The sequence below is a fragment of the Parviterribacter kavangonensis genome (assembly GCF_056863335.1).
This window is the reverse complement of the sequence record NZ_JBXPJA010000001.1, coordinates 466,127-488,459: the sequence shown is the minus strand read 5'-3', so window position 1 is coordinate 488,459 and position 22,333 is coordinate 466,127. Positions and strand designations below refer to the sequence as shown.

Annotated in this window: 21 protein-coding genes, 2 tRNA genes and 1 riboswitch; of the genes, 8 read left to right on the top strand and 15 right to left on the bottom strand. The window is 72.8% G+C overall.

Going from position 1 to position 22,333, the window contains the following annotated elements:
• Positions 1 to 11 precede the first annotated feature (11 nt).
• Genes AC1UE4_RS02390 through AC1UE4_RS02375 form a run of 4 tightly spaced genes read right to left on the bottom strand, consistent with a single transcriptional unit; the run spans position 12 to position 3,657 of the window.
• A complete protein-coding gene (locus AC1UE4_RS02390; protein ID WP_482915620.1) occupies positions 12 to 872 on the bottom strand; it encodes an energy-coupling factor transporter transmembrane component T family protein in 861 nt (286 codons plus the stop codon).
• Between the two features lie 4 nt (positions 873 to 876).
• Positions 877 to 1,803 carry a DUF4430 domain-containing protein gene (locus tag AC1UE4_RS02385; protein WP_482915619.1) on the bottom strand — a complete coding sequence of 309 codons (927 nt, stop codon included), beginning with the start codon at positions 1,801 to 1,803 and terminating at the stop codon, positions 877 to 879.
• Positions 1,800 to 2,465 carry a hypothetical protein gene (locus tag AC1UE4_RS02380; RefSeq protein WP_482915618.1) on the bottom strand — a complete coding sequence of 222 codons (666 nt, stop codon included), beginning with the start codon at positions 2,463 to 2,465 and terminating at the stop codon, positions 1,800 to 1,802. The genes AC1UE4_RS02385 and AC1UE4_RS02380 overlap by 4 nt, the downstream gene beginning before the upstream one ends.
• A complete protein-coding gene (locus tag AC1UE4_RS02375; protein ID WP_482915617.1) occupies positions 2,455 to 3,657 on the bottom strand; it encodes a hypothetical protein in 1,203 nt (400 codons plus the stop codon). Before AC1UE4_RS02375 ends, AC1UE4_RS02380 begins: the two co-directional genes overlap by 11 nt.
• Before the next feature lie 26 nt (positions 3,658 to 3,683).
• Positions 3,684 to 3,864, bottom strand: a riboswitch (cobalamin riboswitch).
• Between the two features lie 14 nt (positions 3,865 to 3,878).
• On the opposite strand from AC1UE4_RS02375, the gene AC1UE4_RS02370 reads away from it, so the two are divergent.
• The 3 genes from AC1UE4_RS02370 to AC1UE4_RS02360 are packed head-to-tail and all read left to right on the top strand — an operon-like array spanning position 3,879 to position 6,786.
• Positions 3,879 to 4,439 (top strand): cob(I)yrinic acid a,c-diamide adenosyltransferase, encoded by a 561-nt coding sequence (locus tag AC1UE4_RS02370; RefSeq protein WP_482915616.1) that lies wholly within the window; start codon positions 3,879 to 3,881, stop codon positions 4,437 to 4,439.
• 35 nt (positions 4,440 to 4,474) lie between these two features.
• Entirely contained in the window at positions 4,475 to 6,460 is a 1,986-nt protein-coding gene (locus tag AC1UE4_RS02365) for a CocE/NonD family hydrolase (protein WP_482915615.1), read from the top strand.
• Positions 6,457 to 6,786, top strand: a complete 330-nt coding sequence (locus AC1UE4_RS02360; protein WP_482915614.1) for a YrhB domain-containing protein — start codon at positions 6,457 to 6,459, stop codon at positions 6,784 to 6,786. The genes AC1UE4_RS02365 and AC1UE4_RS02360 overlap by 4 nt, the downstream gene beginning before the upstream one ends.
• Position 6,787: 1 nt before the next feature.
• On the opposite strand, the gene AC1UE4_RS02355 is transcribed toward AC1UE4_RS02360, so the two are convergent.
• A tRNA-Glu gene (locus AC1UE4_RS02355) sits at positions 6,788 to 6,860 on the bottom strand.
• 45 nt (positions 6,861 to 6,905) lie between these two features.
• Positions 6,906 to 6,989: transfer RNA gene (locus AC1UE4_RS02350), tRNA-Leu, on the bottom strand.
• 108 nt (positions 6,990 to 7,097) lie between these two features.
• Here AC1UE4_RS02350 and AC1UE4_RS02345 point away from each other — a divergent pair.
• Positions 7,098 to 7,466, top strand: coding sequence for an ATP-binding protein (locus AC1UE4_RS02345; protein ID WP_482915613.1), 369 nt, complete (start codon positions 7,098 to 7,100; stop codon positions 7,464 to 7,466).
• A 36-nt stretch (positions 7,467 to 7,502) separates the two neighbouring features.
• Here the strand turns inward: AC1UE4_RS02345 and AC1UE4_RS02340 are convergent, their stop codons facing one another.
• On the bottom strand, positions 7,503 to 7,676 hold the full coding sequence (locus tag AC1UE4_RS02340) for a CsbD family protein (protein ID WP_482915612.1): 174 nt from the start codon (positions 7,674 to 7,676) through the stop codon (positions 7,503 to 7,505).
• Between the two features lie 165 nt (positions 7,677 to 7,841).
• On the opposite strand from AC1UE4_RS02340, the gene AC1UE4_RS02335 reads away from it, so the two are divergent.
• Both AC1UE4_RS02335 and AC1UE4_RS02330 read left to right on the top strand, forming a co-directional pair.
• Complete coding sequence (locus AC1UE4_RS02335; protein WP_482915611.1) at positions 7,842 to 8,759, top strand: universal stress protein; 918 nt, start codon at positions 7,842 to 7,844, stop codon at positions 8,757 to 8,759.
• Positions 8,756 to 9,250 carry a CoA-binding protein gene (locus AC1UE4_RS02330; RefSeq protein ID WP_482915610.1) on the top strand — a complete coding sequence of 165 codons (495 nt, stop codon included), beginning with the start codon at positions 8,756 to 8,758 and terminating at the stop codon, positions 9,248 to 9,250. The genes AC1UE4_RS02335 and AC1UE4_RS02330 overlap by 4 nt, the downstream gene beginning before the upstream one ends.
• Here AC1UE4_RS02330 and AC1UE4_RS02325 read toward each other — a convergent pair.
• Positions 9,247 to 10,158: a patatin-like phospholipase family protein gene (locus tag AC1UE4_RS02325; RefSeq protein WP_482915609.1), complete on the bottom strand. Its 912-nt coding sequence runs from the start codon at positions 10,156 to 10,158 to the stop codon at positions 9,247 to 9,249. The two genes, AC1UE4_RS02330 and AC1UE4_RS02325, sit on opposite strands and share 4 nt — an antisense overlap.
• A 21-nt stretch (positions 10,159 to 10,179) precedes the next feature.
• Here AC1UE4_RS02325 and AC1UE4_RS02320 point away from each other — a divergent pair, with 21 nt between their 5' ends.
• Positions 10,180 to 11,016 carry an SDR family NAD(P)-dependent oxidoreductase gene (locus AC1UE4_RS02320; protein WP_482915608.1) on the top strand — a complete coding sequence of 279 codons (837 nt, stop codon included), beginning with the start codon at positions 10,180 to 10,182 and terminating at the stop codon, positions 11,014 to 11,016.
• Here AC1UE4_RS02320 and AC1UE4_RS02315 read toward each other — a convergent pair whose 3' ends face one another.
• The 5 genes from AC1UE4_RS02315 to AC1UE4_RS02295 are packed head-to-tail and all read right to left on the bottom strand — an operon-like array spanning position 11,017 to position 16,024.
• On the bottom strand, positions 11,017 to 12,834 hold the full coding sequence (locus AC1UE4_RS02315) for a hypothetical protein (RefSeq protein WP_482915607.1): 1,818 nt from the start codon (positions 12,832 to 12,834) through the stop codon (positions 11,017 to 11,019). It lies immediately after the preceding gene.
• A 24-nt stretch (positions 12,835 to 12,858) separates the two neighbouring features.
• Positions 12,859 to 13,686: a metallophosphoesterase family protein gene (locus AC1UE4_RS02310; RefSeq protein ID WP_482915606.1), complete on the bottom strand. Its 828-nt coding sequence runs from the start codon at positions 13,684 to 13,686 to the stop codon at positions 12,859 to 12,861.
• A 4-nt stretch (positions 13,687 to 13,690) separates the two neighbouring features.
• Positions 13,691 to 14,434 carry an SDR family NAD(P)-dependent oxidoreductase gene (locus AC1UE4_RS02305; protein ID WP_482915605.1) on the bottom strand — a complete coding sequence of 248 codons (744 nt, stop codon included), beginning with the start codon at positions 14,432 to 14,434 and terminating at the stop codon, positions 13,691 to 13,693.
• Complete coding sequence (locus AC1UE4_RS02300) at positions 14,431 to 15,264, bottom strand: enoyl-CoA hydratase/isomerase family protein (RefSeq protein ID WP_482915604.1); 834 nt, start codon at positions 15,262 to 15,264, stop codon at positions 14,431 to 14,433. The genes AC1UE4_RS02305 and AC1UE4_RS02300 overlap by 4 nt, the downstream gene beginning before the upstream one ends.
• A 4-nt stretch (positions 15,265 to 15,268) precedes the next feature.
• Complete coding sequence (locus AC1UE4_RS02295; protein ID WP_482915603.1) at positions 15,269 to 16,024, bottom strand: SDR family oxidoreductase; 756 nt, start codon at positions 16,022 to 16,024, stop codon at positions 15,269 to 15,271.
• Positions 16,025 to 16,148: 124 nt separating this feature from the next.
• On the opposite strand from AC1UE4_RS02295, the gene AC1UE4_RS02290 reads away from it, so the two are divergent.
• Positions 16,149 to 17,324 (top strand): acyl-CoA dehydrogenase family protein, encoded by a 1,176-nt coding sequence (locus AC1UE4_RS02290; RefSeq protein ID WP_482915602.1) that lies wholly within the window; start codon positions 16,149 to 16,151, stop codon positions 17,322 to 17,324.
• Between the two features lie 4 nt (positions 17,325 to 17,328).
• On the opposite strand, the gene AC1UE4_RS02285 is transcribed toward AC1UE4_RS02290, so the two are convergent.
• Together AC1UE4_RS02285 and AC1UE4_RS02280 are read right to left on the bottom strand one after the other, a co-directional pair.
• Positions 17,329 to 20,115, bottom strand: coding sequence for a hydantoinase B/oxoprolinase family protein (locus AC1UE4_RS02285; protein ID WP_482915601.1), 2,787 nt, complete (start codon positions 20,113 to 20,115; stop codon positions 17,329 to 17,331).
• A 4-nt stretch (positions 20,116 to 20,119) separates the two neighbouring features.
• Positions 20,120 to 22,264 carry a hydantoinase/oxoprolinase family protein gene (locus AC1UE4_RS02280; protein ID WP_482915600.1) on the bottom strand — a complete coding sequence of 715 codons (2,145 nt, stop codon included), beginning with the start codon at positions 22,262 to 22,264 and terminating at the stop codon, positions 20,120 to 20,122.
• Between the last annotated feature and the right edge of the window lie 69 nt (positions 22,265 to 22,333).

Genomic DNA, 22,333 nt, shown 5'->3' with positions numbered 1-22,333 from the left:
GGTGGCGCGGCTCACCGCTCGATCCCCTTCCGGTCGGCGAAGGGCAGGAGGGCGACGGCGACGAACACGGCGCACCAGATCCAGAGGACGGCTCCCCCGTCCATCTCCAGGGACGGGTACGGCGTGAACGACGCGATGCCGGCGACCTTGGCCCCGACCACCATCGCCGTGAGCACGACCGCGGAGGCGGCGAAGGCGAGGTCGTGGCGTGACCACGGCGCGCGGGAGGTCCGGGGCTTGGCGCCCGTCCGGTAGCCGCGCAGCTCGAGCGTCGCGGCGACGTCGGCGGCTCGGTCGAGCGCGCCGGTCGCGACCGCGCGCAGGACGGTCACCCGCGAGGTCGTGTCCTCCGCGCGGCAGCGGCGCGCCTCGGCCAGGCGCTTGCCGTCGCGGTGCAGCACCGGGACGAGCCGCACCGCGAGCGCGCCGGTCAACGCCGAGCGGAAGGAGACGCGGCGGAAGAGGCGCAGCAGCTCGTCGGGGTCGACGGTCGCGCTCAGCAGCCCGGCCGCGAGCATGATCAGCAGCGCGCGGGCGCCGAGGATCCCGCCGTACGCCAGCGCCTCGAGCGTGATGTCGACCTCGCCGAACGGCGGGATCTCCCCCAGCCGCGCGATGACGGTGAGCCCCTCGCGGACGACGAACGGGTTGACGAGCGCGATGAGCAACGCGAACGGCAGCGCGTACTTGAGCATCGACGTGACGCGCCCGAGGACGCCCGCTCCCGCGGCCGCACCGAGGACCGCGATCAGGATCGCCAGCAGCACGAGCGGATGCTCGAACGCGAGCGCCGCCCCGACGAGCGCCAGCGACCACAGCGACGCGATGCCGGCGCGGGTGACGTGAAGCGGGCTCGCCCGGCGCAGGTACACGGGATCAGGGCTCCTGCATCGGCAACGCGATCGGCTTGCCGTTGCTGATCGCGACCGCGAAGCGGTTCCGCAAGGTCGTCTCGTCGAGCGCGCTCGCGGCGGCCTGGATCCCCGCGGGGTCGGTGCCGGTGACGATCCACGTGGGCGGCTCGTCGCGGTAGCGCGTCGCGGCGATGAGACCCGACCCCGGCCCGAGCGTCGCGACCGACCTGCCGCGCGCGTCGAGCACCTCGAGCCGGCGCCCGTCGGACGACGGCTTCGCGTAGACGCCGCTCCCCTTCGGGCCGCGGCCGAGCAGCGCGCCCGCTCGGTCCTGCTTGATGAGCGGCCACGAGCCGAGGATCAGCCGCAGCGAGTCGCTGCCGGCCTCCGTCGGCAGCTTCGACCGCCCGGACACGACGCCGGCGTCGGCGAGCTTGCGCGCCGCGGTCCGGCACGCCTCGTCGAGGTCCTCCTCGCACTCGACCCGCGTCGGCAGGCGCTTGCTGTCGGCGGGACCGTGAAGGAACGGCTCGGGGAACGCGCCAACGACGGCCGGCACCTTGTCGGTGACGCCCCAGTCGTGGCGGTCCCACCAGATGAAGTCGCCCGGCCGCACCTTCGTGGCCGCCGCTCCCTCCTTCGCCAGCTCGCCGTTGACGTAGTAGAACCAGTCGACCGGCCGCCCGCCCGTCCGGCCGCCGGACCGGCCGTCGATCGTCTGGACGAACCCGCCGCCGTACTTCGTCTCGACCTTCGCGTTGCGCTGCAGAAGCCGCATGACGGTGTCGCTGCCGCTCACCTCGGCCGATGGCTCGCCGACCAGCCGCTCACGCCCGAAGCCGTCGGTGACGGTCAGCCGGACGTCCTTGGGCGTGTCGCCGGCGCCGACCCCGCATCCCGCGAGGACGGCGCACAGCAGGAGCGCGAGGACGGGGCCGGCGCGCCTCACCGCACTCGCACCGCCCGTGGGTAGGCCGGGACCGTGCCGCCCTTGCGGGCGGTGAGCCGGATCCGGTAGCCGCGCCGGGTGCGGAACGACGCGACGCCGCGCGAGTTCGTGCGCACGCTGAACGTGCGGCCCGGCCGGCGCACGCGGACGGTCGCGCCGGCCATGCGGCGCCCGCGCCCGAAGTCGTCGTAGCCGGTGACCCGCACGGTGACCTTGCCCGACCGCGAGCGCACCGACGTCGACAGCGTCCGCGGGCACGACGCGGCGCGCGGGCACCAGAACCACGTCACGTGCGCGCCCGTGCGCACGCGCGCACGTGAGGAGCTCGCGCTGACGCCGGGCAGGCGGCGGCCGACCTTGTAGACCCAGCCGGACTGGCCGCGCGCCTGGTCGCGGCCGACCTTGTAGACGTAGAGCGCGCCGCACGACCCGCGCGTCGAGAACGGCTTGCCGAACGCCCGCAGCACCGCGATCGGCAGCCCGCCGCTGAGCGAGCACGACCCGACCCGCAGCGGCGAGAGCGTCACCGTCCGCGGGCCCGTCACGCCGCCGTCGCGCCACGCGATCATCGCGTGCACGCGCGGCGACGCCGCGGGCGCCGTCGCCGGCGCGACCAGGGCCGCGCCGGCGATGAGCAGCAGGGCAGTCCGCCTAGCGGACAACGAACACCACCCGGTTGGACCCGCGCCGCCGCGCGTCGTCGCGGTTGTACGACCGGTCGATGGCGTTGACGTCGAGCACGTAGCGCCCGCGCGGCAGCCGGCTCGGCAGCAGGTAGCTCCAGTCGGCCTTGTCGCCGATCTTGAAGAACCACCCGTTCGCGACGCCGCACGGCCGCTTCACGAACCGCTCCTTCGACGAGCTCCACGTCCAGCAGCGCCCGCCGACCTGCCGCGTCAGCCGCAGCTTGACCATCAGCAGCGACGACACCTCGTCGATGTGCCCCTTCAGCTCACGCGGGCCCCGACCCCTCTTGAAGACCTGGCCGTCCGAGATGCCGTCGATCGCGGAGAACGGCGAGGTGTGGTCCGGCGTGCCGCAGCGCCCGTCGCCGCCGTTCGTCGCGCACGGGGGCCCGGACGGCTGCTCGGGCGCGGGCTGGACGGTCTGGCCCTGCGGCGTCTGCGTGCCGCAGTAGCCGTCCGCCCCGTCGGTGGAGCACGTGGCCACCGGCTCGGACCGCTCTGCGCCAGAGCCCTTGCGGGCCTGCACGCTCAGCGCACCGCGCTGCGAGACCGTCAGCGTCGCCTTGCCGTCGGAGCCGACCGTCGCCGACGCGTCGCCGGCCGTGACCGTGGCGCCGGTCGCCGGCTGCAGCGTGCCGGTCCCCGACTCGTAGCCGTAGGGGCCGGTCGAGGGGACGCTGTGCTGGACGGTGACCGTGAAGGGCGTGCGGGGCGTGATCCGCGTGGGGACGTCGCGAACGTAGATCGGCAGGTCGTTCGGGTTGTAGGACGCGTCGTAGCCGCCCGCCGTGAAGAGGATCTCGTCGCCCTCGTGGATGTTCTCGTAGCAGGCGCCGAAGCCGTACTTGCCGTTGACCCACTCGTACCAGCCGGAGTTGTTGCCCGCCCCGTGGAACTCGCCGAGGATCGTCTGGACGAAGTTCGACTTGTCCCAGTTGCCGTTCGTGCCCTTGTGCAGCGCGCCGGCGGGCTCGTTCCACTCGCAGTCGGTCGAGACGCCGTCGCCGATGTCGCCGCTGTCGGGGAGGGTGACGGTGGTCGCCGGGAGCAGCGTCTGGGTCGCTCCCTCGATCCGGATCTTGACGGTCAGCGCGTCGGCGGACGCGGGCGCGATCAGCGCGAGCGCGAGGAGGACCGTGATCGGTCCCCGGGACAGCATCTTCTTCATCGGGAGCCACCCTTTCCACGAGGGCTTAGAGGCTTCGGCCGGAGGCAGGTCTCCTGGCTCCCGGGAGCGACCCCTCCGCACCTTCCCGGAGCGACGCGGGTCGCTCCAGTGGTTGCCTCCGGCTTGCGGGGGGCTTCCCCGGTCACAGTGGCGGGTCCGCGCCGGATTCACACCGGACTTCCCTCGACCACCGACCTTGGACGCGTGCAATCCTAGCGCTGGTGAGCGTCAACCTGACACGGATCTACACCCGCCTCGGCGACAAGGGCGAGACCCATCTCGGGGACATGAGCCGCGTCCCGAAGACGCACCCGCGCATCGAGGCGTACGGCGACGTCGACGAGCTCAACAGCCAGATCGGCGTGACGCTCCACGCCGACGCGCTCCCCGACCGGTACGCCGAGTGGTTGCGGCACATCCAGAACGACCTCTTCGACGTCGGCGCCGACCTCTCGGTGCCCGAGACCGAGGACAGCGATCGCTCGCGCCTGCGGGTCAAGCCCGAGCAGGTCGCCTGGCTCGAGGAGCGCTGCGACGAGGAGAACGCCGAGCTGCCGAAGCTGCGGTCGTTCCTGCTCCCCGGCGGCTCCGAGGCGGCGGCGCACCTGCACGTCTGCCGCACGGTCTGCCGGCGCGCCGAGCGGCGCGCGCTGCTCGTCGAGGGCGCCAACCCGGAGGTCGTCCGCTACCTCAACCGGCTGTCGGATCTGCTCTTCATCCTGAGCCGCGGCGCGAACCGGGGCGGCGAGGAGCCGCTCTGGGAGCCGGGCCGCTTCCAGTAGCGCCAGTTTCCGGCTGATCGTGCGTTCCGAGAGGAATGCCACGCCTGTCCCCCGCGTTGCTCGGGGCGGCGCTCCTGCTCGCGCTGCCCGGCTCGGCCCCTGCGGCCGACGTCTTCGAGACCCTCACCGTCCCGACCGTGGACGGGGCGAAGGTCAGCGTCGAGATCGCCCGTCCGGAGGGCCGCACGGACCTCCCGGTCATCCTCACGTACTCGCCGTACAACTCGCTCAGCGACCCGGCGGCGCCCGGCGAGAACATCGCCAACGACAGCCTCTACCGGACCTACGGGCCGAAGGGCTACGCGCGCGCCTTCGCCGACGTGATCGGGACGCGCAACTCGAGCGGCTGCTGGGACTACGGCGGGACGAAGGAGCAGCAGTCGGGCGTCGACGTCGTCAACGCGCTGGCCAAGCTGCCGTGGTCGAACGGGCGCGTCGGCATGATCGGCGCCTCGTACGAGGGCACGACGGCGAACATGGTCGCGGCGCGCGGCGCGGACGTGCCGGGGCTCGCCGCGATCGTGCCGCAAGCCGCCATCAGCCACTGGTACGGCTACGCCTACCAGGACGGCGTGCGCTTCTTCGGCAACTCCGTCGAGCCGACCGACGAGGGCGTCGACACGCCGCTCGGCTTCGACCTCGGCTTCGGCCGCACGCCGCCGAACCGGCCCGACGAGCAGTCGCTCGAGGCGCTGCAGGCGCGGCTGAGCCCGTGCGACATCGACAGCCACACCGCCCACGGGTACGACCGCACGCCGGACTACGACGACTTCTGGCTGCAGCGCGACTACGCGAAGGACGGCGCGAAGGTGCGGGTGCCGGCGCTCGTCACCCACGGCTGGCAGGACTACAACGTCAAGCAGGCCGAGGGCATCGACATGTTCGCCTCGCTGACGAACGCGCCGTTCAAGAAGCTCTTCGTCTACCAGGGCCCGCACGGCGTTCCGTCGCACAAGCAGTACGCGGCGCTGCTCGACCGCTTCTTCGCCCGCACCCTGAAGGGCGAGCGCAACGGCATCGAGGACGAGCCCGAGGTCTGGACCGAGGGCCGCGACTTCGACGCGAAGGTGCCGCTGCGGACCGAGGAGTCCTGGCCGCCGCCCGGCACGCGCGCCGTCGCGCTCCCGCTGACGCGGGACGCCGAGGGAGCCGGGGTGCTCGGCGCCGGCGCGCAGTCGACGGGCGAGGACGCCTGGTCGGACGGGTCGGCGACGAGCGAGGAGGCGGTGCTGCAGGACCCGTCGTCCGAGCGGTCGTGGCGCTGGTACACGACCGCGCCGCTGACCGAGACGGTGCGGATCGCGGGGAGCGCCGTGCTCGACCTGCAGGTCAAGGCGAGCGCCGACCACGGCCAGCTGTCGCCCACGCTGGTCGACATCGCGCCCGACGGCTCGACCGTGCCGATCGCGCGCGGGCACCTGAACCTCCAGTATCGCGACGGCCTCGCGAAGGCCGTGCCGCTGCCGGCCGGCAACGCGGTCCGCGCGCGGGTGCGGCTGGCGCCGCAGGACCAGACGGTCGAGAAGGGCCACCGGATCGGCCTCGTCGTCGCGTCGTCGAACGTGATCTGGGCGCTGCCGGACGACCCGGCCGACTACGCGCTCGTCCGCGGGTCGTCGCTGCTCGTCCTGCCGCTCGTCGGGCCCGTGCCGCCGAAGGCGATCGCGGGCGCGCAGCCCGCGCCCGCATCGACGCCGGCGCAGGCCGGCCCGACCGCACCGTCCGCCGCCCGCGCGGGGATCCGGGCGACGAAGCGCGTCCGCCTGCTCGTGAAGATGCGCCGCCGCGGTTCGCGGATCGTCGTCAGCGGCCGCGCCGCCCGCGGCCGCGTCGTCGTGCTGTCGCTGCGTCGCGCCGGCTCGCGGCGGGCGGTGACGCGGAGGGTTCGCGTCCTCGCCCGGGCGGGCACGTTCCGCGTCGTGTTCAAGCCCGTCCCACGCTCCCGTCGCGTGACCCTGCACGCGCGGTTGATCGGCCAGCGCGGCACGGTCGTCCGTCGTCTCGCGGCGGTGCGCCGATGAGCATGCCGATCAACGCGCGGACCGCGCGCGGCATGGCGCGCCACCAGGTCGCGACGATGGCGATCGGCCTGGGGCTCGAGCTGACGCTGCAGCCCGAGAAGACGATCGAGACCGACGTCGGCTGGGTGTTCTTCTACGACACCCGCGAGTTCGTCGAGACGGGCGACCAGAGCCAGGCGCTCATCGGCAACGCGCCGCTGCTCGTCGACCGCGTCACCGGCTCGATGCACCTGCTCGGCACCGAGCGCCCGGTCGAGGCGTACCTCGACGACTACCGCAGGTCCGGCGACCCGTACGGCGCCACCGCGACAGAGCTCGGCGGCTGAGCACCGCTACCGGGATTCGAACCCGGGTTTCCGCCGTGAGAGGGCGGCGTCCTAGTCCCCTAGACGATAGCGGCGTGCAGGAGGCCGTCAGGGTAGCGCGAGGCGCTTCCGGCCGGCCATGCGGATGAGAGGACTCGAACCTCCACGGGGTTGCCCCCACAGGCACCTGAAGCCTGCGCGTCTACCAATTCCGCCACATCCGCGGGCGGCCAGGGATGGTAGCGAGGGCGCATACGCACGCGATTGGCTGCTGACGCCAGCGGGAACTCCTCTAAGCTGGAATGCGCTCCTCTCTCTACGCGCAGACCCGGATGACTCTGGACGTCGAGATCCCTCGCTCTACCAAGGCCCCCTGGCACGCTCGACGCGCCGTCGAGGAGCTGGGCCCTGCGATCGATCCGGCGGTGCGCCCGGACGTGCTCCTGCTGGTGTCCGAGCTCGTCACGAACTCGGTGAAGTACGGCAGCGAGGGCGCGGTGCGGCTGCAGATCGAGGCGCCCGCCCCGAAGCGCGTGCGCGTCGAGGTCGTCAACCAGGGCGCGAGCTTCGAGCCGAAGGCCCGCGACAAGCCGGTGACCGACGTCGGCGGGTGGGGCCTGCATCTCGTCGAGGAGCTCACGGACCGCTGGGGCGTCCATGAGGGCTCGACGCACGTCTGGTTCGAGATCGACCGCGGCTGACCCGGCCGCGGCCGACCCCGATCCCGACTCCGCGCCCTAGCGGTCGCGGTTGACGATGTCCTTGACCTTGTCGGCGGCGTCGCCGACGGCGGACTTGATCGACGCGCTGGCCTGGTCGACCTTGCCCTCGTTCTTGAGGTCGTCGTCGCCGGTCAAAGTGCCCGCCGCTTCCTTGACGCGGCCGGCGGCGTCCTGGGTGTTCTCGCCCATTGCTCCGGATGCTCCTTCGTTCGGTGTGCGAGTGGTCGGGTACCCGGCGCACCGTCCCCCTACCCGCGGCTGACTACGGAGCGGCCCTGCGGCGCCAAGCCGATGGACAAGAGCGCCGTCGGGCGTAGCGTCGCAGGCGTGGACACCAGCTAACGGAGGCGTGTCATGAAGATCCTCGTCGGCGTCGACGGCGGCGCGCAGCAGCCGGACGCCCTCTCGCTCGGCGCGCAGCTCGCCGGCCTCGAGCCGGAGCAGCTGACCGTCGCCACCGTGTACGCATGGTCGAAGTGGTCGGAGAGCCTCGGCAACGCCTACGAGGTCACCGTCCGCGAGGAGGCCGACGCGATCCTCGCCGAGGCGCGCGAGCAGCTCGGCGACGTCAAGGCCGAGACCCTCGCGGTTCCCGACCTCTCTCCCCCGCGCGCCCTGCAGCGTCTCGCCGGCGCACTCGAAGCGGACGTGCTCGTCGTCGGCTCGTGCCACCGCGGCCCGATCGGCCGCGCGATGTTCGGCGGAGTCGGCGACCGCGCCGCGACCGGAGCACCCTGTGCAGTCGCCGTCGCGCCCCGCGGCTACCACGAGGCCGCCCACGACTCGATCCGCCGCATCGGCGTCGCGTACGACGGGTCGCAGGATGCGAAGACCGCGCTCGCATGGGCCGTCAAGCTCGCGAGCCGGGTCGGCGCCGAGGTGCGCCTGCTCGGCGTCGTCGAGCCGGGCTCCGCCGGGATCTACCCGGCCGCCGCGGCCTACGGCTACGCGTACCTCGTCGAGGAGCTGACGCGCCACACGCGCACCGAGCTCGACGCGGCCGCCGCGACCATCCCGGAGGAGCTGCATCCGCAGATCCGGGTCCTCGAGGGACCGGTGGCGCGGGCGATCGCCGACGCGGGCGAGGAGCTCGACCTGCTCGTCATCGGCTCGCGCGGCTACGGCCCGCTCGGCCGCCTGTTCCTGGGCAGCACGTCGCGGCACCTCACGCACATCGCGCACGTGCCGGTCGTCGTCGTGCCCCGCACGAAGGTGGCGAACGAACCCGAGCCCGGCCCGACGCCGGGACGAACCGAGGTGACGACGTCATGACTGGCACGACACCCATCGCGACCGCGGCCGAGGAGTTCCTCGCGCAGAAGCGGATCGCCGTCGCCGGCGTGTCGCACGACAGCAAGCAGCCGGCGAACCTCATCTTCCGGCGGCTGCGTGACAGCGGCCATGACGTCGTCGCGGTCAACCCGGCGGGCGACGAGGTCGAGGGCGTGACCGCGTACGCGCGCGTCTCCGACATCCCCGGCCCGGTCGACGGCGTCGTCGTCGTCACGCCGCCCGATGCCGTCGACGAGGTGGTCGAGGACGCCGTGCGCGCCGGCGTGCCGCGCGTGTGGCTGCACCGCGGCATGGGCCCGGGCAGCAGCTCGGACACCGCCGTCGCGTTCTGCCTGGAGCACGGCGTCGATGTCATCCCGGGCGGCTGCCCGTGCATGTTCGGCGCGACGTCGGACCCCGGCCACCGCGGCATGAAGGTGATGCTGCAGCTGACGCACCGGATCCCGCGGGCGATCGACCGCGCCGGCTAACGACCCAGAACGGTGAACGCCGCCTCCCGGCCCGCCTCGAGTCCGGCACGGACCACTGCGATGTCGCGTTCGAGGCGGCCGGGCACGGGCGAGCCGGCCGCCGGGCGCACGGAGAGGATGGCCGGCGTCAGCGCCGGGTCGGCGTCGTGGCGGCCGAGCAGCTCCTCGTCGGCGTGCTCGCGCTCCACCCGCGTCACGAACCCCTCGCGCAGCGCGGGCGAGAGACGGCCGAGCGCGGCGGCGGTCAGCGTGCCGCTCACACGGCCGGGCGCGGCGACCGCCTCCCCCTCGCGGCGCGAGCGCAGCACCAGCACGTGCGTCGCGCCATCCGCGAGCGCCGCCCGGAACGGGATCGCCGCCGACAGCCCGGCGTCGATGTAGCGCCGCCCGTCGAGCGCGATCGGCGGGCCCGCGAGCAGCGGCAGCGCGGCGGAGGCCCGCAACGCGAGGCGCAGCGTGCGCTCGTCCTCGATGCGGGCATGCAGGTCGGTCGCCTCGCCGCTGTCGACATCGGTCGCGATCGGGTGGAGCTCGGTGCTCGCGTTCAGCACCGCGGAGAAGAGGCCGGGCGAGAGCTGCTCGTAGCGCCGCTCGACGAGGGTGCTGACGTCGACCACCGGCCCGCGCCGCAGCAGCGCGCGGCGCCGGTCGATGAGCGCGTGGACGAGCGACGGATCGGTCCACGTCGGGATCCCGTCGCGCAGCCGCCCGCTGACGAGCCACATCGCGTTGAGCGCGCCCGCCGACGACCCGTACGCCGCGTCGAACGCATCCGCGAGCCCGAGCTCGTCGAGCGCGAGCGCCATCCCGCCCGACACCGCGCCCCGCATCCCGCCGCCCTCGACGACGAGCGCCAGCCGGGCACCCGGCGGCCGGTCGCGCAGCGCTTCGAGGACGGGATGGGCCATGGTCGTGGGAGGCTACGGCCCATGACCTCCGAAGCCGTCCTGATCACCGGCTGCTCGACCGGCATCGGCCGGGCGACCGCGCAGCGTCTCGCCGCGGGCGGGCACACCGTGTACGCGACCGCGCGCCGGGAGGAGGCGATCGCCGACCTGCGCGACGCCGGGTGCAAGACGCTGCAGCTCGACGTGACCGACGAGGCGTCGATGCGGGCCGCGGTCGACCGCGTCGTCGCCGCGGAGGGCGCGGTCGGGGTGCTCGTCAACAACGCCGGCTACTCGCAGTCGGGGGCGATCGAGACGATCCCGATGGACGAGCTCCGGCGCCAGTTCGAGACGAACGTCTTCGGCCTCACGCGGATGTGCCAGCTCGTGCTGCCCGGGATGCGCGAGCAGCGCTGGGGGCGCATCATCAACATCAGCTCGATGGGAGCGAACTTCACGTTCCCGGGCGGCGGCGCGTACCACGCGACGAAGTACGCGGTCGAGGCGCTCAGCGACGCGCTGCGCTTCGAGGTCAAGGGCTTCGGCGTCGAGGTCACGATCATCCAGCCGGGCCTCATCCGCACCGAGTTCGCCGCCACCGTCGATGCCGGCGTGCCGCAGGCCGAGGGCCCGTACGCCGACTTCAACGCGAGCGTCGCGAAGGCGACGAAGGACGTCTACGAGCACGGCCCCGCCGCGAAGCTCGGCGGCGGACCCGACGCCGTCGCCAAGGCCGTCGAGAAGGCCATCAAGTCGCCGAAGATCCGCATGCGCGTCACCCCCTCGGCCCACCTCCTCGTCGGCCAGCGGCGCGTCATGCCCGACGGCCTCTGGGACCGCTTCCTCGCGACCCAGTTCCCGCGGCCCGGGAAGGGCTGATCAGGGCTCGGAGAGGTCCGCGAAGTCGCTGTAGCCGCACTGCTCCACCGCGGCCGGGAGGTCGAGCCGCGCCCGGTGGCGCCCCGCGACGATCACCGTCGCCCGCGCGCCGGGAGGCAGCACCGCCGCGAACATCGGCGTGCCGGCGACCACGAGCGTGCGCGGGACGACCGTCCCGCGATCCGTCCGGATCCGGATCCGGCCCGGCGCCGCACCGGCGACGACCACCCGCGGGCGCGGCCCGCATCGCGCCTCGACGAACGCCATCGGCGAGAACATCGGCTGGCAGAAGCCGTTCATGCGGACGCAGACGTCGGGCGTGAAGCGATCCCGGTCGGACGATCGGCGCTCGACCCGTACCACGCCCCCGTTCATGTGCACGCGCCGCGTCGCGAGCGTGCGCGGCTCGAGCGTGTCGAACACCGCGGCGCGGTTGAGGATCCGGCCGGACGACGCGAGTAGGCGACCGGCGCGGACGAACGACGACGCCGGGAGCTCCACCGCGAAGAACCGCACGCGGTCGCGGTACTGGCCGCCGTACCCCGGCAGGTCACCGGTCGTCGGCAGCCGCCGGATGAGCCCGTCCACGTCCAGGTCGACGAACGCGACCTCGGCGGGCAGGACGCCGGCGACCAGCGCGCGGCCGCCTGACCGGCGGACGTCGAGGTAGGTGTACGCCGCCTCGAGCGGCGGCAGGGCGCAATCGCGCTGGCGCGGATCGAACTCGCCGAGCGTGAAGCAGAGCCGCGCGCCCGCGTCACGGGCGGACGCGCGCAGGGGCCCGCGCCGGCCGCTGTTGGACACGAAGGTGACGATCGCCTGTCCGGACCCGCCCATGCTCACGCCACGCCCGCACCGGTCGGGTGGCGCTACGCCCAGCGACAGGACCTTCACCAGCCGGCCGTCGGCGCCGAAGCCCTCGAGCCGGCGGACGGCCGTCGGGCCACGGACCGTGAGCGCGCCGGCGTGGGAGCCGAACGCCGCCAGCTCGTCGCGGAGCCCGACGAGCGGGACCGCGACGCGCCGCCCGGTGCCGAGCACGGCGACGAGCCGGACGACGCCCCCGCCGGCCGTGACCGCGATCGTGGTGCCGGAGCAGTGCTGCGTCGGCGAGGCCTCGATGCGAGCCGGGATCGGCGCGTCGTCCGACGTGCACGGTCCGCCCGACCAGTCGGAGCCGGCGACGACGCTCAGGCACGTCTCGCGGATGACCCGCCCGAGGTCGAGCGGCGTGCCCGCGTGCTTCAGCCGAGTGACCGCGACCATCCGCGAGCCGCCTGACCCGCGTGCGAGAGCGGTCGGCGGGGCGACGACCGGACCCTCGGGGAAGTCGCTGTGCGCGGCGAGCGCGGTTCCATCCGCCCCCGCGTACGTCGTCAGCCACGGCGTCTGCGACGGCCCTTCGGCCAGCCAGAACCGAACGCCGGCGACGGACGGCGCCGTCGTGTCCGCCTCGACGAGCTCATCGCGTTCCACGTCCTCGCCACGGACGTCGACCGCGAACCGCAGCCGCACCCGCGCGACCTCCGGCGGAACCATGCCCGCATGCGCCGCGAGGCCGGCGCCGTCGTCTCCGTAGAGGGCGAACGAGCTCGACGCGCGCGCCGGCGGCCCGGCACACCGGACGTCGTCGACAGTGGCACGCGCGAAGCGGATGACGACGCAGACCTCGTCGCGGCGCTCGAACGCGAGCAGCCGGGCGCCGCTCGGAGTCGGGCCGGCGACCACCTTCGCGCCGGCCGGGACGCGGACGGCGGCGCCGGCGGCCGGGACCGCGAGCGCGAAGACGGCAGCGAGGACGGGAAGCACGCGCCACATGGAGGCGCGATGATAAGCCGAACTTCAGTGGTCCGCGAGGATCTCGTCCACCGCGAGCTCGACGACGACCTCGCGGCCCTCGAGCGGGATGAGCGTCGCGAGGGCCTCGTCGGCGAAGACGTCGACGCGCGTGATGCCGCCGAACACGAGGCCGCGGAAGACGTCGTGGGGTGCGGTGACGTCGGCGGCGTAGGCGAGCGACGGGGCGATCCAGACCGGGATGCCGGCGACCGAACCGGCGGCGACGTGGTGGGTGTGGCCGCAGAGGACCAGGCGGACGTCGCTGCCGCGCAGCACGTCGGCGATCGCCTCGGGTCGCTGCAGCCCGATGTGGTCGAAGAGCCCGACGGGCGAGGACCGCAGCGGCGGGTGGTGGATCGCGAGCACCGTTCCGTCGGGCGCAGGCGACGCCAGCTCGGCCGCGAGCCACTCGAGCTGCGCGTCCGTCACCTCGCCCCGCGCGTCGGCCTCCATCGAGCTGTCGACCGCGACGATCCGCGCGCCGCCGAGCCACGTCACCGAGTCCATCGGCTCCGGCGTCGCCGGAACGCCGAGCACGTGCTCGCGCAGCAGGGCCGGCACGTCGTGGTTGCCCGGGATCACGACGAGCGGCACACCCAGACGCGACAGGACCGGCTCGAGCAGCGACCGCACGGCGCGGTAGTCGTCCGGCTCGGCGTCGTTCGTCAGGTCGCCGCTGACGAGCACCGCCTCGGGCGCGACGTCCATCGCCTCCACGAGGTCAAGCGCGGCGCGCACGCGCGCGTGGGTGTCGACCTTCCCGTACAGCGGGCCGGCGGCGTTGACGTGCAGATCGGAGAGCTGGACGAACGTGTGCAGCGCCTGGCTCACCGGCTCATCGTGCCAGGTAGCCCCCATCCAGCGGGTAGACGCCGCCGGTCGCGAACGCCGCCGCGTCGCTGACGAGCCAGAAGACGAGCTCCGCGACCTCGTCGACCGTGCCGAGCCGCCCCAGCGCGTGCAGCTGCGCGACCTCCTCCTCGCTGTGCGAGCGCTGCTTCGCCGGCACCGAGATGAACGCGGGCGCGACGGCGTTCACGCGGATGCCGTCCGCGGCGTGATCCAGCGCCGCCGCCTTCGTCAGCCCGATCACCGCGTGCTTCGAGGAGACGTACGCGGCATGGCCGGGGAACGCGACGCTGCCGAGCACCGACGCCATGTTCACGATCGCCCCGCCACCGCGCTCGACCATCGCGCCGACCTCCTCGCGCACGCAGTGGAAGACGCCGTCGAGGTTGACGGCCAGCACGCGCCGCCACAGCTCGTCGTCCATCGCGAAGACCGGTGTCGACGGCTCCGACACGCCGGCGTTGTTGATCGCGATGTCCAGGCCGCCGAGCCGCGCGACCACCTCCCCCACGACGGACGCCACGGCGACCGGGTCGGACACGTCGAGCGCCAGCCCGATCGCCCCGCCGCCCACGGAGGACGCGACCGCTGCCGCGCCCTCGCCGTTCACATCGGCGACCGCCACGACCGCGCCGGCGGCGGCCAGCCGCCGCGCGCACGCCTCCCCGATGCTCTGCGCCCCACCCGTGACGAGCGCTACCCGGCCCGAGAGCGAGCCGGGTTCGTTCATCGCCCGTCGTACTCGGGGTACGCGTCGACGTCGGCGAACCAGGCGCGACGGTCCTCGAACGGGACCGAGACGTACGCCTCCATCGCCTTCTTCGCATCGTCGGAGAGGATCAGGTCGAGCAGGCCCGCAGCCTCGATCTCCAGGCCCGCCCGGAAGTGCGTGTCGCCGCCCTGGTAGACCGCCCGCTTGATCGCGGCCACCGACCGCGGCGGCAGCCGGGCCAGCTCGCCCGCCAGCGCGACCGTCCGCGCCAGCGCGTCGTCGACGACCTCGTTGACGAGCCCGATCTCCAGCGACTCCTCCGGCGTCAGCAGCCGGCCGGTCAGCATGAGGTCGATCGCCTTGGCCTGGCCGAGCAGCCGCACGAGCCGCTGCGTCCCCGACCCGCCCGGCAGGATCCCGAGCCGCACCTCGGGCAGCCCGACGGCGAAGTCGCCGCGCTGCGCGATCCGCAGGTCGCACGCCATCGCGAGCTCGAGGCCGCCGCCCATCGTCGTGCCGTTCATCGCGCACAGCACCGGCTTCGGCATGTCGCGCAGCGCGAGGCGCAGCTCCTGCCGGAACCGGCCCCACGCGACGCCGCGGATGCGCAGCGCCTCGCGGTCCTGCACGGCGTCGACGAGCTCCTCGACGCTGAAGTGCGTGATGAAGGCGTCCGCCGCCGGGTCGCCGGTGAGCACGACCGCCCGCACGGACGGGTCGGCCCAGTCGCCGTCGATGAGGGCGCGCAGCTCCTCCCACGACGCGCTCGTCCCGTAGTTCATCGGCGGGTTCGAGTAGGTCGCGACGACCACGCCGTGGTCGCGCGCTTCGACGCTCCAGCCCGCCATCGGCTCAGCCCGGCAGGAGGGAGCCGCCGTCGACGACCAGCGTCTGGCCGGTGATCCGCTTGCCGCCGTCCGAGCAGAAGAACGCGACCGCGTCGGCGATGTCGTCCGGGTCCATCACCGTGCGCAGCGGCGCGCGCTCGGCGCTGACCTCGGCGATCGACTCCCAGTCGGGGATCGCCTTGAAGAGGTCGGTCAGCACGACGCCGCCCGACACGCAGTTGCAGCGGATGTTGGACGGCCCCAGCTCGACCGCGATGTACTTGACGAGCACCTCGATCGCGGCCTTGCCCGACCCGAACGCGGCGTAGGCGTCGAAGGCCCGCTGCGTGCCGAGCGAGGAGATCGCGACGATCGCGCCGCCGCCGTTCTCCTTCATCGACTTCGCGGCCTGCTTGGCGAGCGCGAAGAGGGCGCGCGGGTGCGCGGCCATCGTGCTGTCCCACTCCTCGATCGTCATGTCCTCGACGGTCGCGAACGTCCCGTTGGCCGCGTTGGACACGAGGTAGGTGAGCGGGCCGAGCTCGGCGACCGCGGCGTCGACGGCGGCGGCGCACGCGTCCGCATCCGCGACATCGAGCTGCTGCACGTGGGCGCGCCGGCCGAGCGCGCGGATCTCGTCCGCCGTCTTCTCGGCCGCCTCGGCGTTCTCGACGTACGTGATGGAGACGTCGGCGCCGCCGCGGGCGAGCGCGAGCGCGCAGGAGCGCCCGATCCCTCGTGACCCACCCGTGACCAGCGCGTTCCCGGAGAGCTCGCTCATGACCGGGACACTTCCGTACACCGGTCGCGCGGCGAAGGCGCCGGGGGCCCGGATGCTGGAGGAAGCGACAAGGGAACCGACCTCCCGCGCGCGCGAAACGGACCCGCCGCCGTACGGTCGCGCCGTGAGCACCGAGATCAGGCGTCCGGGGGCGGTCCGCCGATCCGTCTTCACCGACGAGCACGACCTCTTCCGCGAGTCGGTGGCCGCGTTCGTCGCGCGCGAGATCATGCCCCGGCGAGACGAGATCAGGGCCGCCCGCAAGATCCCCCGCGAGGTCTTCCGCACCGCGGGCGACCACGGGTACCTGGGCCTGCTCGTGCCCGAGGAGCACGGCGGCATCGGCGCCCCCGACTTCCGCTTCAACGCGGTGCTCCAGGAGGAGCTGGCGCGCGCCGGGATGGCGTACGCCTCGGCCTTCCAGGTCCACGCCGACGTCGTCGCGCCGTACCTCGTCGAGCTTGGGACGCCCGAGCAGCACGAGCGCTGGCTGCCCGGCTTCTGCACCGGCGAGGTGCTCACCGCGATCGGCATGACCGAGCCGGAAGCGGGATCCGACCTCAGGTCGCTGCGCACGACCGCGACGCCGGACGGCGACGGGTACGTCCTCAGCGGCTCGAAGACGTTCATCACGAACGGCACCGGCGCGGATCTCATCGTCGTCGCGGCGCGCACGCCCGAGGGCATCACGCTGCTCGTCCTCGAGGAGGGGATGGAGGGCTTCGTCCGCGGCCGCAAGCTCGAGAAGACCGGCCAGCACGAGGCCGACACGGCCGAGCTGTTCTTCGAGGACGTCCGCATCCCGCGCGAGAACGTCCTCGGCGAGCCCGGCAAGGGCTTCCGATACATGATGGAGCGGCTGCCGGGCGAGCGGCTCGGCTCAGCCTGCTCGAACCTCGCGCACGCGGCCCACGCGCTCGAGCTGACGCTCGAGTACGTCCGCGACCGCCGCGCGTTCGGCCGGCCGATCGGCAGCTTCCAGGCCAACCGCCACCTGCTCGCCGAGCTGACGACGAAGGTCGAGGTCACGCAGGCCTACCTCGACCGCTGCCTGCAGGCCCAAGCCGACGGCCGCCTGCCGGACGTCGACACCGCGAAGCTGAAGTGGTGGACCGCCGAGGTCCAGAACGAGGTCCTCGACGGCTGCGTCCAGCTCTACGGCGGCTACGGCTACATGACCGAGTACGACGTCGCGCGCGCCTTCGCGGACGCGCGCGTGACGAAGATCTGGGCGGGGTCGAACGAGATCATGAAGGAGCTCATCGGGCGCTCCCTCGGCCTCGGCGACCCCACCCCGTGACGCGTTACGGCAGCGGCCTCCCGAGCCACCCCTCGTAGAAGCCGTTCAGGTCCGGCAGGTACTCGTGGATCGCCGGGTAGCCCGGCGGCACGGCCTCGGTCTCGAGCAGCCGCCCGGAGGCCGGGCAGTAGTACTCGCGCAGCTCCATCCACTCGCCCTCCGGGTGGCCGAGCTTCGGGTAGACCTCCTCGTAGAGCTCGTCGGTGTCGCGGACGAACACCGGGACGTGCATCTTCCAGTTCTCGTCCCACCGGCACAGGTCGGCGCCGGCGTCGGTGCGGATGACCAGCTCGCCGTCGGACTGCCGGCGGACGATGTTCATGCCCTCGCCGTACGGCAGGACGATCGGGTCGTCGTACGAGACGCGCTCCTGCAGCAGCGCGACCCAGGTGTCGAACCGGTCGGGATCCTTGATGCCGGACTGGATGTCCTTGACCGCGCGGCGCGAGAGCTTCTCGTCGACGAGGTCGGCGAGCGTCTCCTTCGTCATCTGCGTCGTCACCGGGACGTGCACGTGGTCGGGCGCCTGGAAGACGTCCGAGTCGCGCAGGAACGCGGCCACCGACTCCTGCGGCGTGACCTTGCCCGGCGCCGCGCGCTGCACGGGGATCGTCGGCGTCACGACGTCGAAGTCGAAGTCCTCCGGCAGGTCCCAGAACCCGCGGAACTCCGCGGCCCAGCCCGGCTCGAGGCGCATCGACTCGCTGTACATGACCTTCACCGGCTCGATGAGGTCCTGGCGCAGGATGCGCTCGCGCTGCTCGGCCCACCACTCCTGCGCGGGCCGCGCCCGCTCGAGGCGCGCCTTCACCAGCGCGTCGCGGCTGCCGCGGCCGTACGCCCGCTCGGCGAACTGCGGCTGCAGGTGCCCGCCGGCGATGTCGGCCTCGATCGCCTCGTCGCGGCGCAGCAGCGGGTCGCCGAGGCCGCCGCCGCCGCGGCCGCTCGACAGGTACAGGTCGCCGCTCTTGACCGCGAGCATCATCGTGTACGGGTCCTGCTTGAGCATGTGCTCGCCCGCGAACGCGTTCATCTCGAGGTCCTGGCCGCTGACGTCCGCGACGGGGTACGCCTCGCCGTTCGCCGCCTGCTCGTAGATGTCCGAGCCGAAGACGTTGTGGACGTACGCGCTCGGCGCCGGGTAGCCGCCGAAGATGCCGGGCGAGGTGAACATCCCGCCCGCGCCGATGTTCTCGATCTCGAAGTCGGGCGTGTTGTGGACGAGCAGCAGCGTCTCGAACGACGAGCCGCCGCGGTGCCGGCCCCAGCCGCCCGTGTTCGGCTTGATCCGCCGGCCGAGGTAGATCATCGGCTTCACGAGCTCCCACATCTCGATGTCGCCCATGTCGCCCTCGGGGTTGAACACCGCGGCGCCGTAGTCGAGCCCGTCGAGCACGTACTTCCCGCCCTGGCCCTGCGCGCCGATCTCGAAGTTCATGAACCCGGAGATCTGCCCGTACTGGTCGATGCCGCCGCCCTGCGCGACGTTGCCCGGCACGGTGTAGGTGCCGACGACCTCCTCGATGTACCCGCGCGACTGCAGCGCGCGCGACACCGCCCGCAGGTACCCGACGCTCGTGCAGAACATCGGCATCCACGGGAACGACGACGAGCACGGCGCGTCACCGAGGTTCGCCCATGAGCCCTCGGTCAGCTTCAGCTCGGTCGCGTAGTACGCGCCGTCGTTGACCTTGTCGTTGCAGATGAGCGTCTGCGTGAAGAGGATCCACTGCATCCCCTGCTGGGCGGCCGGCGTCGCGTTGAACGAGTGCCACCCCCACGCCGACGCGCCGCGCAGGTCGGTCGTCCACCGCCCGTCGCGGTCGACCACCGCCTCGTACGGGCCGTGCTGGATCTGGTCGCGCTGCGCACGCCGCGGCAGGTTCACCTTGTCCGCGTACCGGGCCTCGTTGAACCCGACCGCGCGGTAGCGGCCCGGCACGAGCATCCCGCGCACGCGCGCCTTGAAGTCGCGCCGGCCGTCCTCGACGACCTCGCGCATGAACTGCTTGACGGTGTCGACGCCCTCCTCGAGGACGAGCCGCTCCACCGCGTCGCGGATCATGTGGCAGCCGGCGAGGCGGGTGCGCTCGTCGAGCAGGTACAGGCCCGGCGCGCGGCTCTGCATCGACACGCGCTTCGTGTGCCACGCGGCGATCGTGTCGTTCTCGCCGATCTTCATCGCGTGCAGGTCGATGCCGTCGTCGAAGCGGGTCGTCGGCGCGACGCACACGCCGCCCGGCGTCGACGCGCCGATGTCCATGACGTGGATGACGCCGCCCGCCCAGGCGATCAGCTCGCCCTCGTGGAAGATCGGGACGAACGTCTGCACGTCGGCGTTGTGGACGTCCCCGATCGTCGGCTGGTTGTTGGCGAAGATGTCGCCGGGCTGGATGCCCGGGTTGTCCTCCCAGCCGTTGCGGACCATGAACTTGATGGCCTCGCTCATCGTGTGGACGTGGACGATGATGCCGGTGCTCAGGGCGACGTTGTCGCCCTCGGGCGTGTAGAGCGCGAAGCAGATCTCGCCCAGCTCGCGGACGATCGGCGACGCGCTGATGTTCAGCGCCGTCTCGCGCGCGGTGACCATGCCGCCGCGCACCCGCGAGAAGAGCTTCTCGTAGTGCAGCGGGTTGGCGTCCTTCATCGCGAGCTGCTCGAGGCCGTGGTAGTGGCCGGTCTCCTCGAAGAGCTTCTCCGAGTGATCGAGCATCTCCTTGAGCGTGTGCCCGTCCCACCCGATGGCGGGGCGGCTCGGCTCGAAGGCGCGGACCTTGTCGATGGTGGCCATGGAGTCAGGAACCCTTGTTCTCGAGGTGGAAGATGCCGTGCTCGTCGAGCGTCGCCCGGCGGTCGGGCGGGATCGGGAACGTCGTGGACTCGGCCTCGAGGACCGCGGGGCCCTCGATGACGTGGCCGCGCTGCACGTCGTCCATCTCGTAGATGTCGGTGGCCACGAAGCCGTCGTGCCACCACACGTCGCGCGTCGCCTTCACCGGCGGCGAGCCCTCGACGCGCGGCATCTGCGGCAGCGTCGGCTTCTCGATGTCGACCGAGCCCTTCACGATCGCCTTGGCGACGAGGTAGCCGAGCTCCGGCGACGACGCCGCGCGCGCGTACATGCGCGTGTACGTCTGCTCGAACTGCTCCTTGAGCGCCTCGACGTCCTCGGCGGTCTCGATCGCGGCCTTCGGCGCGTCGAGCTCGATGTCGACGAGCTGGCCGTAGTACTGCATCCGGACCATGTGCGTGAACGTCACGTCCTCGGGCCGGTAGCCGGACTTCTCGAACTCCGCCCGGACGCGCTCCTCCAGCTGGCGCCACGCCTGGGTGAGCAGCCAGCCCATCTGGACCTGCTCGGCGCTGTCCTGCGTCGGTAGCAGCGGCAGGTCGACCTGGCGGTCGAAGCGGTACTCGAACTCCGCGCACGCGCAGCCGAAGGCGCTGAAGCCCGCCGCCCACTCGGGCACGAGCACCTGCTGGTACGGCACGCCGGCGGTGTAGCCGGCGACGTGCAGCGGGCCGCCGCCGCCGTAGCAGAGCAGCGTGTAGTCGGCGGGGCTGTAGCCCTTGCCGAGGATGCGCCCGACGGCCTCGTTGCGCAGCGACGTCTCGAACAGCTCGATGACGCCGGCGGCGGACTCCTCGATGCCGAGGCCGAGCGGCCCGGCGACCTGGCGCTGCACCTCGTGGCGGGCGCGCTCCATGTCGAGCTGGACCTGACCGCCGAGGAAGTAGTCGGGGTTCAGCCGCCCGAGGACGAGGTTGAGGTCGGTGATCGAGACGGTCTCGACGCCGCCCTCCGGGTACGCGGTGCCGATCATCGCGCCCGCGCTGTCGGGGCCGATCTCGGGCCGTCGCGCGTTCGGGTCGATCCGGACGTACGAGCCGCAGCCCGCGCCGACCGAGTCGATCTGCACGAGCGGCATGTTGAGCAGGAACTTCGCCATGTCCGGGGTCGTGGTGACCTCGTACTTGCGGCCCGTCAGCAGCGCGATGTCGAACGACGTGCCGCCGATGTCCGTGCAGAGCACGTTCGTCAGGCCGATCTTGTCGGCGAGCCACTTCGCGCCGACGACCCCGCCGATCGGGCCGGACACGAGCGTCGTGGCGAGCTGGTCGGCGTCGATCGAGATCGTGCCGCCGTGGCTGGCCATGACGCGCAGCTCGAAGCCGGCGCCGCGCTCCTTCGTGCGGTCGCGGACGGCGCGCAGCGTGCCGCGGCTCGGCTCGGCAGCGTAGGCCTCGATGACGGTCGTGTTGAGGCGCGGGAAGTCGCGGCGGCTCGGGTACAGCTCGGAGCTGACGAAGACGGGGCAGTCGCCGTTCAGCCCGCGCTTGGCCTTCTCCTCCTCGACGATCTCGCGGACGCGCTGCTCGTGCGCGGGGTTGCGGTAGCTGAAGATGAAGCTGATGACGATCCCCTGCACGCCCTCGTCGAGCAGCTCGTTGACCGCCTCGCGCGCGTCCTCCTCGCGCAGCGGCAGCGCCTCGGCGCCGAAGAGGTCGATCCGCCCGCGCACGCCCTTGACGCGGTCGCGCGGGATGAGCGGGTCGTTGTGGTGGTGCGTCGCGATGTGCAGGCGGTCGGCGTAGGAGAACCCGAGGTAGGTCTGGATCCCGCGCTCCATCTGCAGGACGTCCTCCTGGCCCGCGGTGACGATCGCGCCCACCTTCTGCCCGCGCCGCGTCAGCAGGCGGTTGAGCATCGCCGTGCCGCTGAAGACCGCGGACTGGATCTTCGGGAACCCCTCCTCCGGGGTGCTGTCCCACTGCCGCAGCGCGTCCTCGGCCGAGCTCATCAGCCCGACGGACTCGTCCTGCGGCGTGGTCTGCGCCTTGCCTACGACGAAGTGGCCGGTCTCGTCGACGATGAACGTGTCCGTCATCGTCCCGCCGGCGTCGATCGCCAGCACGCGCGGGTTGTGCGTGGTCGCCATGCCAGCGGACGCTAGGTGCGGGGGTCCTCCGTGTCGTCGTTCCGACCAGCCCATGTGCGGATGGGATCT

Bases quoted from the DNA above. Each gene is read 5' to 3' on its own strand.
- AC1UE4_RS02340 (WP_482915612.1), bottom strand. From the start codon at position 7,676: ATGGGCGAGAACACCCAGGACGCCGCCGGCCGCGTCAAGGAAGCGGCG.
- AC1UE4_RS02345 (WP_482915613.1), top strand. From the start codon at position 7,098: ATGACTCTGGACGTCGAGATCCCTCGCTCTACCAAGGCCCCCTGGCAC.
- AC1UE4_RS02300 (WP_482915604.1), bottom strand. From the start codon at position 15,264: ATGGCGGGCTGGAGCGTCGAAGCGCGCGACCACGGCGTGGTCGTCGCG.
- AC1UE4_RS02285 (WP_482915601.1), bottom strand. From the start codon at position 20,115: ATGGCCACCATCGACAAGGTCCGCGCCTTCGAGCCGAGCCGCCCCGCC.
- AC1UE4_RS02295 (WP_482915603.1), bottom strand. From the start codon at position 16,024: ATGAGCGAGCTCTCCGGGAACGCGCTGGTCACGGGTGGGTCACGAGGG.
- AC1UE4_RS02375 (WP_482915617.1), bottom strand. From the start codon at position 3,657: ATGAAGAAGATGCTGTCCCGGGGACCGATCACGGTCCTCCTCGCGCTC.
- AC1UE4_RS02305 (WP_482915605.1), bottom strand. From the start codon at position 14,434: ATGAACGAACCCGGCTCGCTCTCGGGCCGGGTAGCGCTCGTCACGGGT.
- AC1UE4_RS02335 (WP_482915611.1), top strand. From the start codon at position 7,842: ATGAAGATCCTCGTCGGCGTCGACGGCGGCGCGCAGCAGCCGGACGCC.
- AC1UE4_RS02320 (WP_482915608.1), top strand. From the start codon at position 10,180: ATGACCTCCGAAGCCGTCCTGATCACCGGCTGCTCGACCGGCATCGGC.
- AC1UE4_RS02365 (WP_482915615.1), top strand. From the start codon at position 4,475: ATGCCACGCCTGTCCCCCGCGTTGCTCGGGGCGGCGCTCCTGCTCGCG.
- AC1UE4_RS02360 (WP_482915614.1), top strand. From the start codon at position 6,457: ATGAGCATGCCGATCAACGCGCGGACCGCGCGCGGCATGGCGCGCCAC.
- AC1UE4_RS02280 (WP_482915600.1), bottom strand. From the start codon at position 22,264: ATGGCGACCACGCACAACCCGCGCGTGCTGGCGATCGACGCCGGCGGG.
- AC1UE4_RS02325 (WP_482915609.1), bottom strand. From the start codon at position 10,158: ATGGCCCATCCCGTCCTCGAAGCGCTGCGCGACCGGCCGCCGGGTGCC.
- AC1UE4_RS02315 (WP_482915607.1), bottom strand. From the start codon at position 12,834: ATGTGGCGCGTGCTTCCCGTCCTCGCTGCCGTCTTCGCGCTCGCGGTC.
- AC1UE4_RS02330 (WP_482915610.1), top strand. From the start codon at position 8,756: ATGACTGGCACGACACCCATCGCGACCGCGGCCGAGGAGTTCCTCGCG.